This is a genomic window from Janthinobacterium sp. B9-8, assembly GCF_000969645.2.
Taxonomy (GTDB): domain Bacteria; phylum Pseudomonadota; class Gammaproteobacteria; order Burkholderiales; family Chitinibacteraceae; genus Iodobacter.
In genome coordinates, this window is the sequence record NZ_CP014222.1 from 1,841,822 (window position 1) to 1,858,088 (window position 16,267).

Consider the following 16,267-nt stretch of genomic DNA (forward strand, 5'->3'; position numbering starts at 1 on the left):
TTCAAAAGCGAATCCCCCTTAATCCCCCTTTTACAAAGGGGGAAGCTACAGCAGAGACCCCCATGCCCCAACCCTTTGAACTAGAACGCGGTAGCAGCAAGCTGAGTGGCGCAATGAATGAAGGCGCGCTGGATGGGCCGTTTAAGGTGCTGGATGCTAAAAAGCCCCTTGCATCCATGCAGTATAAAAAGGGTGAGCTGCACGGGCCAATGTTGATGATGCATCCCAATGGCAAGGTTTCGGCACAGCTTCATTTTCAAAAAGGCTTCTTGCACGGCCCAGCCAAATTTTTTTCATCACAAGGCGCGTTACAGCGTGAATGCGCCTACCAGCAGGGGCAATTGCAAGGCGTATGTAAAAATTATTTTAATAATGGCAAAGTCGCCCAACTGGAGCACTACCAGACAGGGCTGCTGCACGGCGAGCAACTGCGTTACCACCCCAATGGGCAAGTGGCAGAGCGTCAGCATTTTAAAAACGGGCTAAGCGACGAAGAAGTTCAGCAGTTTGCAAGCGACGGCAAACTGCTTGGGGAAGATGGCAAGCCTATCTCTAAAATAAAAACATGGCTAAAGACATAGGGCTCGGTTTTTAAATAGGGGCCAAGCTAAAACAATTTTTTAAGCAAGCGGTAATAGCCAACGGGCGCGGCCGATTGACGGCCTGTGCTGCGTGTTGCACTGCATTGAATCAGCCACTGGCTGTTGACAGCGAGCAGTTGCTGATTGATGCCATCAATCACCGCGCTGGGATTGGTGACTTTGGCCTTGCTAATTAGCTCAACACTGGTGCATTGGCGCTGCTTTTGCAGCAGAGCACATACACGCTGCTCGTCTGAGTTGAGATTAAGCTGACTAAATGGATTTGTTGTAGGCATCAAGTAAGTAAGGCTTTTTTGGGCTGGCTATTGTGGCATGGCAATGCAGAGATGCACAGCCATCGGGTCAAAGCAGTTAATCCATACACACCCCATCAAGGCACCAGATCCTGCATTTGCCCTGCCATCGCAATTTTGATTACCCCACCCCAAGTGCACATCAACGTACCGCTCGCACTGAGCGCAGGCATAGGCCCGACCAACACCGTCGGCGCACCGCCGGGTATCCACGGAGCAACGGTCATTGGAATGCAAGGCATCGGCGTCAACACGCCCAAAGCCGCGGCCGTTGCAGCGATTACCATAGGATTGGCCATGCTCATGCAAGTGCCAAAGGGGGCGACATTCACAATGGGAATATAATCCATCAAATTAGCTGCGGGCATGCCCCCCACCATCACCCGATTAATGGGCAACACCATCAAGGTGCCGGGCGCTGCGCCGAAGCTGCATTGCAAAGAGGCACCGCTGCAAACCTGTGGGCTACCCATTTTTTCTCCTGACAAACCAATATTTGCAATGGCTGTAGGGCGGGTGAAACCCGCGCATGCTTCAGCATTGCTCGCTGGTTACTCCCGCCCTACACTTCCTTATTATCGGAAAATGAAAGAAAAAAGTCAGATTTAAAAATAAAAAACCGCCACAAACGATCGCATGTGGCGGTTTTTAATACACGCAAAAAGCTTACTCTGCGCTTAATACACCACGACGAACCTGATCATCTTCAATCGATTCAAACAGCGCTTTAAAGTTGCCTTCGCCAAAACCTTCATTGCCTTTACGTTGAATAATTTCAAAGAAAATCGGCCCGATCACAGTTTCGGTAAAGATTTGCAGCAAAATGCCGCCGCCTTCGGTTGGCGCGCCGTCAATCAAAATACGGTTTTTGCGCAGACGCTCTAAATCTTCACCATGGCCTGGCAAGCGCGCATCAGTGCGATCGAAATAGCTATCTGGCGTATCTAGGAAACGTGTGCCACTGGCTTTTAATGCTTCTACTGTGGCGAAAATATCGTTACTGGCCATCGCGATATGTTGAATGCCTTCACCTTGGTACTGGCGCAGAAATTCTTCAATCTGGCTTTTATCATCAGACGATTCATTAATAGGAATACGAATCTTGCCGCAAGGGCTAGTCATGGCACGGGAAACAAGGCCAGTCAGCTTGCCTTCGATATCGAAATAGCGAATCTCGCGGAAATTGGCGATGTTTTCATAAAAGCCCGACCAGACATCCATATTGCCGCGCATTACATTGTGTGTAAGATGATCGACCTCGTATAAGCCAACCCCTACTGGATATTGATCCACACCTTCGAGCGGCACGAAATCAACATCATAGATATTCTGGTCTTTGCCATAGCGATCAACAAAATACAGCGCCGAGCCGCCAATCCCTTCCACCGCAGGAATATTTAATTCCATAAAGCCAATCGGGCGGTTATAAGGCTTAGCGCCGTGTGCAATCGCATATTGATACGCACGATCTGCATCCGCTACGCGCCAAGCCATCGCACAAGCGGACGGGCCATGAATGGCGGCAAATTGACTAGCAGGTTGTGTTGGCTCGCCATTGACGATGAAATTAATTTCACCTTGGCGGAATAAGCTGGCGTTTTTGCTTCTGTGTCGCGCAATTTCCACAAAACCCAATGATATAAACAAGGCCTTCAGATTATCTAATGCTTCCTGAGTATTGCCGGTGTATTCAACAAACTCAAAACCATTGGTTTCAAGTGGGTTAATGCTTGGTTTTTCCATTTTCATCTATCTCTCCATAGGTGAAACCCGAATATAAAAATGCCGTGATTCTATTTATAAAAATATCACCACGGCATCACCATATCGGGTTAATTTAGACCGTGCTTAGCGGTCCATTTTGAAAAATCGTCTTCCAATGCATCAAAGCTTTCAATTACAAATAAATCTTCCTGCATATGCCAGATGTCATATGCGGTTTCTGCCACTTTTTCTATATCAAAAGCGTGTTTACGTGTTTGATCAGACAAACTAAACATCACTTCCTGTGGGGACGATGCAATACCCGCACCAAAGATATGCAGGCCATTGGCCTCTTGAATTAAGCCAAATTCAACCGTGTACCAATAAAGGCGCGGCAACCACACTTTAGCGGGGTGATCCAACTCAAAAGCGCGCACACCGGCCTTGCCAAATGCTTCAAAGAAAGCAGCAAAACGAGGGTGAACCAAGAGTGGCGCATGCCCCAATAAATCGTGAAACATATCAGGCGCAGGGGTATAGCCAATTTCATCCGGCTTACGAATAAAATCGGTCGAGGGAAAAATACGCTGGGCTAATAATTTAAAAAAATCTTCATCCGGCACAATGCCCGATACACGGGTGAGTTTCCAACCAGAGAGCGCTTCTATTTTGTCGCTGATTTCCACCAGGCTTGGAATGCGGTCACAGGGGAAACCCACTTTCTCAATGCCCTCTAAAAAAGCATGGCAAAGGCGGCCCGGTAAAACCGCTTGTTGGTTAGCAATCAGGGTGGCCCATGTTTGATGCTCAACGTCGGTGTATTGCGGAATCGGGTAAGAATGAATGTCTAACACGGCGTCCGGCACGGACAATTGCATATCAGCACGTAGGGTTGCTGCTTCATCGGTATACACAAGACATCTCCTAAATGGTATTTTTCACAGCAACTGCTCTACACTAGCTTTTCATTTTACAAAAAGTGGCGAGCAATTTTGTTTCTAAAATGCCAATAAAATAAATATTTATGCAATTTAACACCAATTAAACATAAAACAAGGGGAGATAACACCATGGAACTAGATAGGACTGATATTAAAATTCTTAACGAGCTTCAGTTACATGGCCGTTTAAGCAATGTAGAGCTGGCAGAAATCATCGCTTTGTCTCCTTCACCATGCTTGCGCAGGCTCAAACAACTCGAAGATAGTGGTGTTATTCGCAAATATGTTGCACTTTTGGATCCGCTTTTAATTGGTCTTGGTTTACAGGCTTTTATCCGTGTTTCGCTGGAAAAACGCGGGCATAGTCATCTGCAGGAGTTTGCCTCGGCCATCCAAGAGTGGCCTGAAGTGGTCAACTGTTATGCCATGACCGGCGAGATGGATTATTTGCTACAGGTGTACTTTGAAGACATGACGCACTTTTCTAAATTTGTGATGGGGCAGCTACTGCAACACCCCGGCATTGCCGATATCAAATCAAGCTTTGTGTTAAAAGAATTTAAAAACACCACCAACCTGCCTTTAAGCCATCTGAATCCATAAAACATGGGGCGCGTTGGGCAAGGAGCTGTTCCACCCCTGCTTGGCACGCCCCATTCACGCCCTCATTACTTACAACAAAAACAAAACACAAACGTCATCAAAAGCTTACATACTGTCTGTTTTCCATCAATAAGCTGATGGAAGTCTTCCTTGCTGCTTGCCAGAGCCTAGGTATTTCAGCTATACCAAAGCAGATATTCATATCAAAAGATACCTAGTGATGAGTTTACAAACCCTCTGGCTGATTGCTGCATTGCTGCTTGCCGGGTTAGAAATGCTGACAGGCACTTTTTACTTACTGGCTGTGGCAATCGGTTTAGCCAGTGCCGCTTTGGCTGCATGGCTGGGCTTTAGCTTTACTGTGCAAGCCCTTAGCGCTGGCCTGATCGGCCTTGTAGCTGTCGCCATTTTGCGGCGCTGGCAGCGCCAGCACACCAGCGCCCCTGCTGAGATCAGCAGTGATATTGGCCAGCATGTCGAAATTGTGGAATGGCAGGGCGAACGACGCGCCCGGGTTCGCTATCGCGGCACGCTATGGGATGCAGAGCTGGCTGCCGGCTCTGAAACAGGCCAAAACGATTACCTAATTATTGCCACCCAAGGCAACTCGCTTATTCTTAACCACTCACCACTAAGGCACTCCTAATGGAATTCGGATTTCCCCTTTTTTTCTTAGTTATCGCTGTTATTTTTATCGCCAAAACATTCAAAGTGGTGCCGCAGCAGCACGCCCTGATTATTGAACGCCTTGGTAAATTTCACACCGTATTACAACCGGGGCTGAGCTTTATTGTGCCCTTTATCGATCGCGTTGCTTACAACCTATCGCTTAAAGAAATTCCGCTCGATGTGCCATCGCAAATTTGCATTACAAAGGACAATACCCAGCTGCAAGTCGACGGCCTTTTGTATTATCAGGTTACCGATCCTAAGCTGGCTTCTTATGGCACCTCGGATTACGTGATGGCGATTATGCAATTAGCGCAAACCACGCTGCGATCTGTGATCGGCAAGCTAGAGCTCGATAAAACCTTTGAAGAGCGGGACGACATCAATGCTGCGGTTGTGAATGCGCTCGATGAAGCCGCACGCAGCTGGGGCGTAAAAGTATTGCGCTACGAGATCAAAGACCTCACCCCGCCTAAAGAAATTTTGCACTCTATGCAGCAGCAAATTACTGCTGAGCGCGAAAAGCGTGGCCGTATTGCGCAATCTGAAGGGGTAAAACAAGAGCAAATCAACTTAGCCACCGGCCAGCGCGAAGCCTCTATCCAGCGCTCGGAAGGCGAGCGTCAGGCGGCCATTAATGCTTCTGAAGGCGAAAAACAAGCCGCCATTAATCAGGCAGAAGGTGAGGCAGAAGCACTACGCTTAGTTGCCCGTGCCACAGCCGAAGCCATTCATATGGTGGCACAAACTATTAAACAGCCAGGCGGCTTAGAAGCGGTTAATTTGAAAGTAGCCGAGCAATATGTGGCGGCCTTTGCCAATATTGCTAAAGAAGGCAATACCATGCTGCTGCCCGCCAATGCCAGCGATGTGGCAGGCATGGTCGCTACCGCAATGTCCGTGATTAAACCCCCAGTACAGCCTTAATTTACCGAAGGAAAATAGCGCCATGTCAGAACCCAAATACCGCCTCGTCACCCGCAGTGATTTCGATGGTTTAGTCTGCGCGGTGCTATTAACCGAGCTTGATATGATTGACGATATTTTATTTGTGCATCCTAAAGATATGCAGGATGGAAAAATCGCCATTACCGCCAAGGACATCACCACCAATTTGCCTTATGTGGCGGATGCTTATCTCTCTTTTGATCATCACCTGTCCGAAACGATTCGCACCGTGGGTGAAAAAGCCAATCATATTATCGACCCCAAAGCGCCTTCTGCTGCCCGTGTGGTCTATGACTATTACGGTGGCAAAAGTGCCTTCCCTAAGATCAGCGAGGAGATGATGATTGCGGTAGATAAAGCCGATTCGGCCGAATTTACCCGTGAAGAAATCCTCACCCCCAGAGATTGGGTGCTGCTGAATTACTTAATGGATTCACGTACAGGTTTGGGACGCTTTAAGAATTTCCGAATTTCCAATTACCAGCTGATGATGGATTTAATTAAATACTGTGGTAACCATGGCATTGATGACATCCTTGGCCTACCTGATATTCAAGAGCGTATCGAAGTTTATTTTGAGCACGCTCCGCAAGCCAAAGAGCAGCTAATTAACTGCAGCCGTATTTACGATAATTTGGTTGTACTTGATTTACGCAATGAAGAAACGATTTATGCCACTAATCGTTTTATGATTTATGCACTCTACCCCCAATGCAATATCTCGATTCATATGCTGTGGGGATTGCACCAGCAAAATACTGTTTATGCCACTGGCAAATCAATTATTAACCGCAGCTCACAAACCAATATCGGCGAGCTGATGCTGGAATACGGCGGCGGCGGCCACGAAAATGCGGGCACTTGCCAAGTGGCAAACGAAGACGCCAACCGTGTGCTGCGAGAGCTGGTACTTAAAATTACAGCGGACGGCTGATTCGAGGGATTTCTGCGTGAGTACGCACCATGTACTCACGCACCACGGCGTTTTATCCATGCGTTTCCCTCATACCGTTTTTGGTGCAAATCAAGACCTACACCCAATGAATAGGCCTACTGTAGTGCGGAACGTGGCTCCACGCATTTGCTGCCTTTCCAAAGTCCGCCCCCGCTCTCACCCAAGACCCCGCTTTTCCGCAAGGGAGCCAGTGTGGACATTCCCGGCTACAGTCTAAAAAACACACTTTATCAAGATGTAACAGGGAGCATGGTCCGCGCTGTTCGTGCAGATGGCAACGCCTGCATTTTGCGCATCGCCTCACTGCCCCGAGCCAGCATCACTTTAAAGAGCGAGCGAGATTTACTCGAGCAAATCCAAACCAAACACACTCCCAAGGTGCTCGATTTATTCAAGCATGGCGCGGCTATGGTGCTGGTGCTTAGCGATTGCCCCGGCCGCACCTTAGAAGATTTAATGAGCGAATCCGGCCATACCCCTGGCACCACACTGCAACTGGCCATCACACTGGCCAGAAAACTACAGCGCACCACCGCCATTGCCCAAGCACTGGCCTCCCTACACGCCAGCGGCAAACCGCATGGCAGGCTCTGGCCCGATCACATCATTATTGCGCCTGACCACACCATCCGCTTTGTGGGCATGGCGGACGGTGGCGAAACCGACCCGCAAAAACACCGTGCAGCGTATTTCTCGCCAGAGCAAACTGGCCGTCTACGCTCAGATGTCAACCCACGCAGTGATTTTTATACCTTGGGCGTCATTTGCTACCGGATGTTTACAGGGCAGCTGCCCTTTAATAGCAACGACACGCTCTCTTTAATCCACGCCCACCTCGCAAAAATCCCCACCCCGCCCAACGAGATATCTGACACCCCGCCAGCGCTCTCCGCCATTATTATGAAGCTACTGGAGAAAATCCCGGAGAAGCGTTACCACACCGCGGCAGGGCTGGCCCACGATTTGCAGCGCTGCACCGAGCGGCTTTCAAACGGCTTAACCACCCCTTTTCAGCTGGGGGAGGACGATGAGCCCGGCGTACTTCACCCGTCGAACACTCTTTATGGCCGGGATCATCAGCGATTAAGTCTGTTGAATGCCTTTTCACGCAGCCAGACTCAGGCGGCTGAAGTGGTGCTTATTTCTGGTTACTCAGGAATAGGGAAAAGCTCGCTGGTGCAATCGCTAAGGCCCGATATTATTATGGCGGGCGGCTTTTTTATTGAAGGAAAATTCGATCAGTACCAACGCAGCATTCCCTATGCCGCCCTTTCCACCGCCTTTGATAAGCTCATCCGGCAGTGGCTGGCCGAGCCCAATACCGAACACTGGAAAAACAGGGTTCTCGCCGCAGTAGGTAGCAATGCACAAATTTTGATCGATGCAATCCCTGCCTTGCAATGGCTGATTGGCCCGCAAGCCCCGGTTACAGAGCTCGGCCCTGCTGAGCTGCGCCATCGCTATAACAAAACACTAGTCGACTTTATTCAGGGCATTTGCCATCAGCAATCGCCCCTAGTGTTATTTCTGGACGACTTACAATGGGCCGATCCTGCCAGCCTTGATTTAATGGGCCAGCTACTGACCAATACCCACAATAAGCACTTACTGCTGATTGGCGCCTACCGAAACACCGAAGTCCTCTCAGGCCACCCCCTGCTGCTCGCACAAGCCGAATGGCATACCCAAAATGTGCGCAGCACCTTGCTTGAGCTGGCCCCGCTTACACCCGCCCAAGTCAACGATTTTCTCATCGACGCGCTGCATACAGGGGAGCACACCTTTGCACTGGCCAATCTGATCCATAAAAAGACCGGCGGCAATCCTTTTTTTATTGGCAAGCTATTACGCACGCTGGTAGACGAAGCCTTTATTTATTGGGATAGAGAGACGCGTGCCTGGGTATGGAGCGTCGCCCGCCTTGCCACCCATAATGTGGCAGAAAACGTCGTCGATCTGGTGATCGAGCAATTACACCGGCTGCCTGCTCATGTACAAGAATTAGCCAGCGCAGCTTCCTGCTTTGGCAATTTATGCAGCCTGCCGGATTTAGCCGCCATTACCGGCCTTAGCCAGGCCAAAACACATGAAAGTTTGCAAGTATTGCGCCAAACCGAGCTGATGACCGAAATCCCCAGTGAAGCAGGCAAACCCAAGCAAATTCGTTTTATGCACGACAGAGTGCAGCAAGCCGCCTATTCACTACTCAGTGAAAGAGAGCAACAAGCCACGCATATCCGTATTGCACAGCACTTGGTCAAGGCAAATAACGGCGCACATTTTCAAGAACAGCTTTTTACCATTGCCCAGCAATTTAGCGCGGGCTTAAATGTTTTTCTTAAAGCGGCAGACCCTGAGCAAAACCGCTATCTGGCAGATATATTTTTGCAAGCCGCCAGCAAAGCCTTTGCTTCTGCCGCCCATAGCAGCGCCAGACTCTTTGCAAACAATGCACAGCTGCTGCTGAGCGAAGAACACTACTGGGAAAGCGATTACCCGCTACTCTTGCGCCTTCACTACATTCAGGCAGAGGCGGCTTTTCTTTCTGGTGATTTAGTCACCTCTGAAGCCATCATCCATGCAGCCAGACCCCGGCTGCGCACTGTGCTGGAAAAAGCCGCGTTTCAAAACCTGCTGATCACCGGTAAAACGCTTTCTGCCGATTACCTTGGCGCAATCGAAGCGGGCCGGGAAGCACTAGAATTATTAGGATTGGCTTGGCCTAACGATCCAGAGGCCGCATTTCAAGAAATACTGGCCCAGATTGAAGAAAAAATGCAGAATCGCCAGCCTATAGAGCTGCTGCAATTGCCGCTACTGAGCGACCCGACCCAGCAACTCATTCAAAAAACACTACTCAATCTCGACACCTCCACCTCTTTTGGCCACCCGCGCTACTATCCCTTTATTATTTCCCGCATGGTGCTGACCGCTCTGGAGCACGGCAATTCAATCGAGATTTGCAAGGGCTACGGCACATTTGGTGTATTGCTGGGCAGCCTGTTTGGGCAACGCCAGCGCGGCTTTGAATTTGCCAGCTTGGGATATCAGCTCATCACCCCTCTGGACGCAATGGCGCTCAAGTGTAAAACCGGCTGGCCCTATGCGGTAGGCTGCCTGCCTTGGGTTAAACCGCTGCATGATTCATTGCCACTGATTCAAGACAGTATTAATGCAGGGCTAATGACGGGAGATCAGCAATTCACTGGCTATTTATATTGCGCAGATGTACTGCATCGCTATATCAGCGGCTTGCCGCTCTCTAAATTAAGCGAGCGTATCGAGCAAACCTTGCAATCATCGCTCACCAATAAAAACCAGTGGGCGATTGATACCCTCAATGCCTTACGCTTTTCTGTTGCGGCTTTTGCGGCAGAAACATGGGATGGCAACACACCCAATGAAGCGCAATTTGTTCAAGAGTGCGAACAAAACGACAGCCGCTCATCCCTATGCTTTTATCATATTTACCGCGCCCAGCGCATGCTGTTTGCAGGCCATTATGAAGAAGTGATTTTGCATGCTCGCCAAGGGCTGGCGCTGTGCCGCTATATCATGGGTTTTATCGCCAACTTTGATGCGCACTGGTGCTTAGCCATGGGGCTGGCGAACCGAGCGCCATCAGAAAGCCAAAAAGTAGAAATACAGAACCACCGTGAGCAGCTGGCCGCATGGAGCAAGGATTGCCCTGTTAATTTTTCGCATAAATTACTCTTGCTCGACGCACAAATTGCCCTGCTACAAGGCCAACACGAAGCGGCGCTTTTATACTGCCATCAATCTATTACCGCCGCGCGCAGCCAGGGCTTTACTCAGGATCTTGCGCTGGCAGAAATCCATACCTGTAAATTATGGGTTGAACACGGCTACCCGGTTTACGCCACCCACCACCTTAAAAATGCCATTTCAAACTTGCAGCACTGGGGTGCCATCGGCCTTGCCAAGACACTGCGCCATGAATTTAGCTCGGTATGGCAACTGATCCCTCCTGAAGAAGACGTTTTTCATGGCCGCGCTCTCTCTTCGGCAGGCGTACTCAAGGCCTCACAAGCCATCGCCAGCGAGCTGGCTCTTGATCCGCTACTGGTGCGCCTGACCGAGCTGATGATTGAAAGCGCGGGCGCCACAATGGGTGCACTGATTCTGGCCGAAGACGGACAGCCCAGGCTAAAAACCGTAGGTATTATCGAAAATGATGCCATCACCGTGCGCCCCAGAAACAGCCTCAGCTTGCCGGTTGCCGCATCGATTTTGCAATACGTCTGGCGTACTTTAGAAACCGTTGCCCTTGATGATGCAGGGCTGGATGAGCGCTTTCAGCGTGATTCTTATGTGCACAATACGCGGGTTAAATCGGTGCTGTGCGGCCCCATCATCAAGCAAGGCGTGCTGCTTGGCGTTTACTACCTGGAAAACCCGCTCGCGGCAGGAACATTCACCACGGCAAGGCAAGAAGTCATCCATGCCCTATCCACCCAAGCTGCCATTTCAATGGAAAACGCACGCCTCTATGATGAGCTGGAAAGCCGTGTAGAGATTCGCACCCAAGAATTAAGCGCCGTCAACCAGCACCTGGAAAACGAGCTGGCAGAAAGAAACCGCATCGAAAAAGCACTCAGAGAAAGTGAATCACGCTTTCGCGCCATTGTAGAGAGCATGCTGACGGGCTATATGAAAACTGAACTGGCCAGCGGCAAAATTCTCGCCATAAACTCGGCGATGCTCGAAATTATCGGTGTAAACAATACAGAAGCCTTACTGGGAGAATGCGCCCACAACTTTTTTGAGAACGCACAAGAACACAAACACCTGCAAGAAATGATTCTGAAGCATGAAAGAGTCAGCCGCTACGCCATCAAAATTCGCAATAAAAACGGCAAAATACTGGATGTACTCACCACCAGCCGCCTGCTGTACAACGCAGAAGGCGAGCCCAGCCATATTGAAGCCACCATGATGGATATCACCGAGCTCAATCACGCCAAAGAAGCGGCAGAAGCCGCTACCAAAGCAAAGAGTGCTTTTCTAGCTAATATGTCGCATGAAATTCGTACGCCGCTTAACGCCATTCACGGCATAGCCCATTTACTGAAACACACCGCCTTAAATGAAAAACAAAATGATTACTTACAAAAACTCACGCAATCGACCAATACTTTAATTGCCCTGATTGACGATATTCTTGATTTTTCTAAAATTGAAGCCGATCGGCTCGATTTAGAACACGAAGTGTTTTCCTGCCGCAGTATTGTGGATCAGGTGGCTTCTATCCTTAAATTCAGAGCCGAAGAAAAAGGGCTCAGTCTATTGCTTAGCCTGCCCGAGCATTTTGCCGAATGGCGCAAAGGGGATGCGCTTCGTTTAACCCAGATTCTGATTAATTTATTAGGCAATGCCATTAAATTTACCCAGCAGGGCTGGGTGCATTTAGAGCTCAGTTGCCCCACCGAAACACAGCTGCTATTTACTATTACAGATCAGGGAATCGGCATGACAGAAGCACAGATAAACCGGTTGTTTCAGCCCTTTATTCAGGCAGATAATTCAACAACAAGACAATTTGGCGGCACTGGGCTAGGGCTGTCTATCAGCAAAAAACTGGTCAAGCTGATGGGGGGCGATATTACAGTAAGCAGCCAGCCCGGCAGAGGAAGTCAGTTTAGCTTTCATGTGGAACTAGCCCTTGCCGAGGAGGTAATGGATACGCCAAGCGAAACCATAGAGCAAGCAGAAAACTTTGAAGGCAAACATGTTCTGGTGGTGGACGACGTGGCCATCAATCGTCTTGTTGCCCGCGAGCTGCTATCGCTACTTAAAATCAGCTGCGATGAGGCCAATAATGGCGAAGAAGCACTCGCCAAGCTAAGCAGCCATCACTACGATTTAGTATTTATGGATTTGCAAATGCCCATTATGGATGGCTTGGAAGCCACCCGGCAAATGCGGGCAAGGGGCGACCAAACCCCGGTGATTGCCTTAACCGCCGATGCGCTGGAATCGCATAAAAAAACCTGCGCCGAAGTCGGCATGGACGATCACCTCGCCAAACCGATTATTCCTTTGCAACTCAACACCCTGCTCAAAAAATGGCTCATCAATAAGCCCTAAACCAAGTAAAAAGATCTGTAGACACAGAGAAAAAAAGAACACGGAGCACACAGAGAAACCCTTGAGTACTTTAGGTTTTCTCTGTGTGCTCTGTGTTCTCACCGATCTCTGTGTCTACAAATTTAAGGTTTTTGAAGGGGGGGACTTAGTGCGCGCAGCGCTCTGGCAAGCTGCGGATGGCATCGGCATTTGATGGCGAAAACACCATTTCGGCGGCTTGCGACCAGCTTACCCATTTAAAGCGGCGATGCTCGCCTACTGCCAGTGTAATCGCCAATGGATAGGGGACTTCCAGGCTAAAAACATGCTCGGTATTGTGAGTAGTGCCGGGGGCATAGCGATGACGCCAGATCTCGAAAATTTCGAAATCGTGACTTTGCTGCCAATTGCGTAATGAATACATACAGGCGTCGATGCCGGTTTCCTCAAAGACTTCCCGCCGCGCCGTTTGTTCCAGCGATTCATCGCCTTCCCGGCTGCCTGTTACCGATTGCCAGGCCTCATTAAAATCATTCCGCTCTATAAGCAGCACCTGTAAATCAGGCGTGTGAATCACAATCAGCGCAGACACCGCTTGCTTATACATTGTTGATGAAGTTGGAGTCGTCATAGGAAGAATGCGAGAAGTGGAGAAACAAAGCTTAAACCATGCAGCCGCCCGCTCACAACTTCATCTCAGATATTGCACAGCAAAAACCCAAATCTTGCACCACGGCAGACACAGAGAACACTGAATTTCACGCAGAAAACCAACCATTAGATTGTTGTGCTCTCTGTTTTTACCTTGTGATTTAAGGTTTAGCACTCGATTCTCTTTGTTAAAGGTGCTTTGTTCGCCTATTTCAAATGCTACGCAATATCAGCGAACAACGATGCATTTCACCTTTAAATACACCTTACAATTCTTTCCCATGAGAAAAAACCCTGATCGCGCTACAATCGCGGCCTGTATCGATTTTGAGCCACTATGTTTGATGCCCTCGCCCTTCGCGCCCAGTTTCCTTTATTGCTGCGCGCACCCGAGTTAATTTACCTCGACAACGCCGCCACCACGCAAAAGCCTTTGGTGGTATTGGATGCTGAGCGTCATTTTTATGAAACAACCAATGCCAATGTACACCGTGGCTCGCACCGCCTCGCCGTGGCGGCCACCGATGCATTTGAAGGGGCCAGAGCTAGCGTAGCGCGCTTTATTAATGCAGCATCCAGCGATGAAATCGTTTTTACGCGCGGAGCAACCGAAGCCATCAATTTAGTGGCGCAAAGCTGGGGAGCTGCCCATCTGCACGCAGGCGACGAGATTTTACTCAGCACGCTAGAACACCACGCCAATATTGTGCCTTGGCAAATGCTGGCGGCGCGTTGCGGCGCAATCATCAAGCCTGTGCGCTTACTAAGCGATGGCGGCTTGGATATTGAACACTTTCATTCCCAGCTTTCAGCTAAAACCAAGCTGGTCGGCCTTGCCCATATTTCCAACGCCATCGGCAGCGAGCTGCCCATTGCAGATTTAATCGCAGCAGCGCATCGTGTGGGCGCCAAAGTATTGATCGACGGCGCACAAGCCGTGGCGCATAAAGTAATCGACATACAGCTGCTCGATGCCGATTTTTATGTGTTCTCCAGCCATAAAGTGTATGGCCCTACCGGCATTGGCGCACTCTGGGCCAGAGCCGACATCTTGGCCACCATGCCACCGTGGCAAGGTGGCGGCGAAATGATAGAGCGCGTTTCTTTTGAGGCCACCAGCTACGCCCCAGCCCCAGCTCGTTTTGAAGCAGGCACACCCGCCATTGCCCAAAGCGTTGGCTTTGCTGCCGCTCTAGAATGGTTGCAAGCCCAAGATCGCCCAGCCATTGCCCGCCATGAAGACGCTTTGCGCCTGCAATTAGAGCAGGGCCTGCGCCAAATCGACGGCCTGCGTGTCATTGGGACGAGCGCACAAAAAGGCCCTGTCGTCTCGATCGCGTTTAGCGACGCCCATCCGTACGATGTAGCTCAATTTTTAGACGCCAGAAATATCGCCGTACGCGTAGGCAATCACTGTGCTCAGCCACTACTCAGCAGCCTAGGGCTCAAAGGCACCTTACGCGCCTCGTTTGCCGCTTACAACACCAGTGCTGATGTAGAAGCGCTTCTGGCAGGCTTAAGTGAAACACTAGAGCTACTGGCTTAAAAACCGCCCCAAGAATCAAGCTCTACGGAAAATGGCCATGAATAAAGAAGAAATAGAAATCAAGCTCGCCAGCGCCCATGGCTGGGAAGGTAAAAATCGCTTACTGGTGCAACTCGCAAGGGATTTAGCGCCCTTGCCACGCGATGAATTAAATGAAACAAACCGCGTCGTCGGCTGTGAAAGCACAGCCTGGCTAAAAATCAGCTGGCAAGGTGAATATATCCAATTGGCAGCCGACAGCGAATCACGCATTGTAAAAGGGCTACTGGTTTTATTAATGGCCGCCTACCAAGGCAAAACAAGACCAGAGATTAGTGGCTTTGATTGTGAAGCCTGGCTTATCTCACTAGGGCTAACCCGTTTCCTATCTGCTTCGCGTGGCAATGGGGTAAAAGCCATAATTGGTAAAATTCACAATACAATTATTACTGACGTGCATTGACGTTACTTGTCAGCAAAGTATCCTGTTACACCTCGAACACGAAGGAAGATTTAATGAAAAACTTACGTCAGCTAGTTGCCGCTTTCATCACCAGCAGCGTGATGGCAGTACCCGCATTTGCCGCAGAACGTGTACTGACCGTAGGTTCAGACGCTACCTTCGCTCCTTTTGAAATCTTGAATAAAAAGCAAGAAGTAGAAGGCTTTGATGCCGATTTGATCCACGCCATTGCCAGCAAGGCAGGTATCCAGATCAAGCTGATCAACACCCCTTGGGAAGGCCTGTTTGCAGGTTTAAACAATGGCGAGCGTGATATCGTCATTGCGGCGGTGACCATCACCCCTGAGCGCCAAAAATCAATGGACTTCACCGCCCCTTACTTTGAAGCCAAGCAATTAATCGTGGTATCAGCCAAAAGCCCGATCGGCAAATTAAGCGATCTTAAAACCAAGAAAATGGCAGTACAAAACGGCACCACTGGCGATATCGTGGCGCAAAAGCATTTTGGCAAAGGCAACACCAATATCCGCCGCTTTGAAACCATCGTACTGGCGCTGCAAGAATTAAAAGCAGGCGGTGTGGATGCCGTGATTGGCGACAATAGCGTGGTTAAAAACTACCTGATCAACAATCCAAACTCAGGCTTTAAGCTGATTGACGACACTAGCTTTGATAAAGAGTTTTATGGCATTGCCGTTAAGAAAGGCAATACAGCCCTGCTTGCCAAGCTTAATAAAGGTCTCGCTGATGTAAAAGCAGATGGCTCTTACCAAAAGATTTACGGCAAGTATTTCGGCAAATAATTAGCCCGATTGCTGCACAAAAA

14 protein-coding genes are annotated in these 16,267 nt (G+C 49.5%); 9 read left to right on the top strand and 5 right to left on the bottom strand.

What is annotated here, in order from left to right:
- The first annotated feature begins 62 nt into the window (after positions 1-62).
- Complete coding sequence (locus VN23_RS08220; protein WP_046352855.1) at positions 63-581, top strand: toxin-antitoxin system YwqK family antitoxin; 519 nt, start codon at positions 63-65, stop codon at positions 579-581.
- Between the two features lie 26 nt (positions 582-607).
- On the opposite strand, the gene VN23_RS08225 is transcribed toward VN23_RS08220, so the two are convergent.
- The 4 genes from VN23_RS08225 to VN23_RS08240 form a co-directional block, all read right to left on the bottom strand.
- A complete protein-coding gene (locus tag VN23_RS08225; protein ID WP_046352854.1) occupies positions 608-877 on the bottom strand; it encodes a hypothetical protein in 270 nt (89 codons plus the stop codon).
- Positions 878-972: 95 nt separating this feature from the next.
- Positions 973-1,368, bottom strand: coding sequence for a DUF4280 domain-containing protein (locus VN23_RS08230; RefSeq protein ID WP_046352853.1), 396 nt, complete (start codon positions 1,366-1,368; stop codon positions 973-975).
- A 193-nt stretch (positions 1,369-1,561) separates the two neighbouring features.
- A complete protein-coding gene (hppD, locus tag VN23_RS08235) occupies positions 1,562-2,644 on the bottom strand; it encodes a 4-hydroxyphenylpyruvate dioxygenase (RefSeq protein ID WP_046352852.1) in 1,083 nt (360 codons plus the stop codon).
- 83 nt (positions 2,645-2,727) lie between these two features.
- Positions 2,728-3,513 carry a phenylalanine 4-monooxygenase gene (locus VN23_RS08240; RefSeq protein ID WP_046352851.1) on the bottom strand — a complete coding sequence of 262 codons (786 nt, stop codon included), beginning with the start codon at positions 3,511-3,513 and terminating at the stop codon, positions 2,728-2,730.
- 156 nt (positions 3,514-3,669) lie between these two features.
- Here VN23_RS08240 and VN23_RS08245 point away from each other — a divergent pair, with 156 nt between their 5' ends.
- The 5 genes from VN23_RS08245 to VN23_RS08265 all read left to right on the top strand — a co-directional run bounded on the left by VN23_RS08245 (position 3,670) and on the right by VN23_RS08265 (position 12,823).
- Entirely contained in the window at positions 3,670-4,143 is a 474-nt protein-coding gene (locus VN23_RS08245; RefSeq protein WP_046352850.1) for an Lrp/AsnC family transcriptional regulator, read from the top strand.
- A 220-nt stretch (positions 4,144-4,363) separates the two neighbouring features.
- A complete protein-coding gene (locus tag VN23_RS08250) occupies positions 4,364-4,789 on the top strand; it encodes an NfeD family protein (RefSeq protein ID WP_046352849.1) in 426 nt (141 codons plus the stop codon).
- Positions 4,789-5,739, top strand: a complete 951-nt coding sequence (locus VN23_RS08255; protein ID WP_046352848.1) for an SPFH domain-containing protein — start codon at positions 4,789-4,791, stop codon at positions 5,737-5,739. Before VN23_RS08250 ends, VN23_RS08255 begins: the two co-directional genes overlap by 1 nt.
- Positions 5,740-5,761: 22 nt before the next feature.
- Positions 5,762-6,694 (top strand): exopolyphosphatase, encoded by a 933-nt coding sequence (locus tag VN23_RS08260; protein ID WP_046352847.1) that lies wholly within the window; start codon positions 5,762-5,764, stop codon positions 6,692-6,694.
- Between the two features lie 270 nt (positions 6,695-6,964).
- Entirely contained in the window at positions 6,965-12,823 is a 5,859-nt protein-coding gene (locus tag VN23_RS08265) for an AAA family ATPase (protein ID WP_046352846.1), read from the top strand.
- A gap of 145 nt (positions 12,824-12,968) precedes the next feature.
- On the opposite strand, the gene nudB is transcribed toward VN23_RS08265, so the two are convergent.
- Positions 12,969-13,433, bottom strand: a complete 465-nt coding sequence (gene nudB / locus VN23_RS08270; protein WP_197433061.1) for a dihydroneopterin triphosphate diphosphatase — start codon at positions 13,431-13,433, stop codon at positions 12,969-12,971.
- Positions 13,434-13,790: 357 nt separating this feature from the next.
- Here nudB and VN23_RS08275 point away from each other — a divergent pair, with 357 nt between their 5' ends.
- Genes VN23_RS08275 through VN23_RS08285 form a run of 3 tightly spaced genes read left to right on the top strand, consistent with a single transcriptional unit; the run spans position 13,791 to position 16,244 of the window.
- A complete protein-coding gene (locus tag VN23_RS08275) occupies positions 13,791-14,999 on the top strand; it encodes an aminotransferase class V-fold PLP-dependent enzyme (protein WP_046352844.1) in 1,209 nt (402 codons plus the stop codon).
- Between the two features lie 37 nt (positions 15,000-15,036).
- On the top strand, positions 15,037-15,441 hold the full coding sequence (locus tag VN23_RS08280; RefSeq protein WP_052746705.1) for a SufE family protein: 405 nt from the start codon (positions 15,037-15,039) through the stop codon (positions 15,439-15,441).
- 53 nt (positions 15,442-15,494) lie between these two features.
- The gene (locus VN23_RS08285) at positions 15,495-16,244 is read left to right on the top strand and encodes a basic amino acid ABC transporter substrate-binding protein (RefSeq protein ID WP_046352842.1); all 750 of its coding nucleotides are present in this window, start codon (positions 15,495-15,497) and stop codon (positions 16,242-16,244) included.
- The last annotated feature ends 23 nt before the right edge of the window (positions 16,245-16,267 follow it).

Coding starts and splice junctions, on each gene's coding strand:
- VN23_RS08280 (WP_052746705.1), top strand. CDS start 15,037: ATGAATAAAGAAGAAATAGAAATCAAGCTCGCCAGCGCCCATGGCTGG.
- VN23_RS08220 (WP_046352855.1), top strand. CDS start 63: ATGCCCCAACCCTTTGAACTAGAACGCGGTAGCAGCAAGCTGAGTGGC.
- VN23_RS08230 (WP_046352853.1), bottom strand. CDS start 1,368: ATGGGTAGCCCACAGGTTTGCAGCGGTGCCTCTTTGCAATGCAGCTTC.
- VN23_RS08260 (WP_046352847.1), top strand. CDS start 5,762: ATGTCAGAACCCAAATACCGCCTCGTCACCCGCAGTGATTTCGATGGT.
- hppD (WP_046352852.1), bottom strand. CDS start 2,644: ATGAAAATGGAAAAACCAAGCATTAACCCACTTGAAACCAATGGTTTT.
- VN23_RS08285 (WP_046352842.1), top strand. CDS start 15,495: ATGAAAAACTTACGTCAGCTAGTTGCCGCTTTCATCACCAGCAGCGTG.
- VN23_RS08245 (WP_046352850.1), top strand. CDS start 3,670: ATGGAACTAGATAGGACTGATATTAAAATTCTTAACGAGCTTCAGTTA.
- VN23_RS08265 (WP_046352846.1), top strand. CDS start 6,965: ATGGTCCGCGCTGTTCGTGCAGATGGCAACGCCTGCATTTTGCGCATC.
- VN23_RS08250 (WP_046352849.1), top strand. CDS start 4,364: ATGAGTTTACAAACCCTCTGGCTGATTGCTGCATTGCTGCTTGCCGGG.
- VN23_RS08255 (WP_046352848.1), top strand. CDS start 4,789: ATGGAATTCGGATTTCCCCTTTTTTTCTTAGTTATCGCTGTTATTTTT.
- nudB (WP_197433061.1), bottom strand. CDS start 13,433: ATGACGACTCCAACTTCATCAACAATGTATAAGCAAGCGGTGTCTGCG.
- VN23_RS08275 (WP_046352844.1), top strand. CDS start 13,791: ATGTTTGATGCCCTCGCCCTTCGCGCCCAGTTTCCTTTATTGCTGCGC.
- VN23_RS08225 (WP_046352854.1), bottom strand. CDS start 877: ATGCCTACAACAAATCCATTTAGTCAGCTTAATCTCAACTCAGACGAG.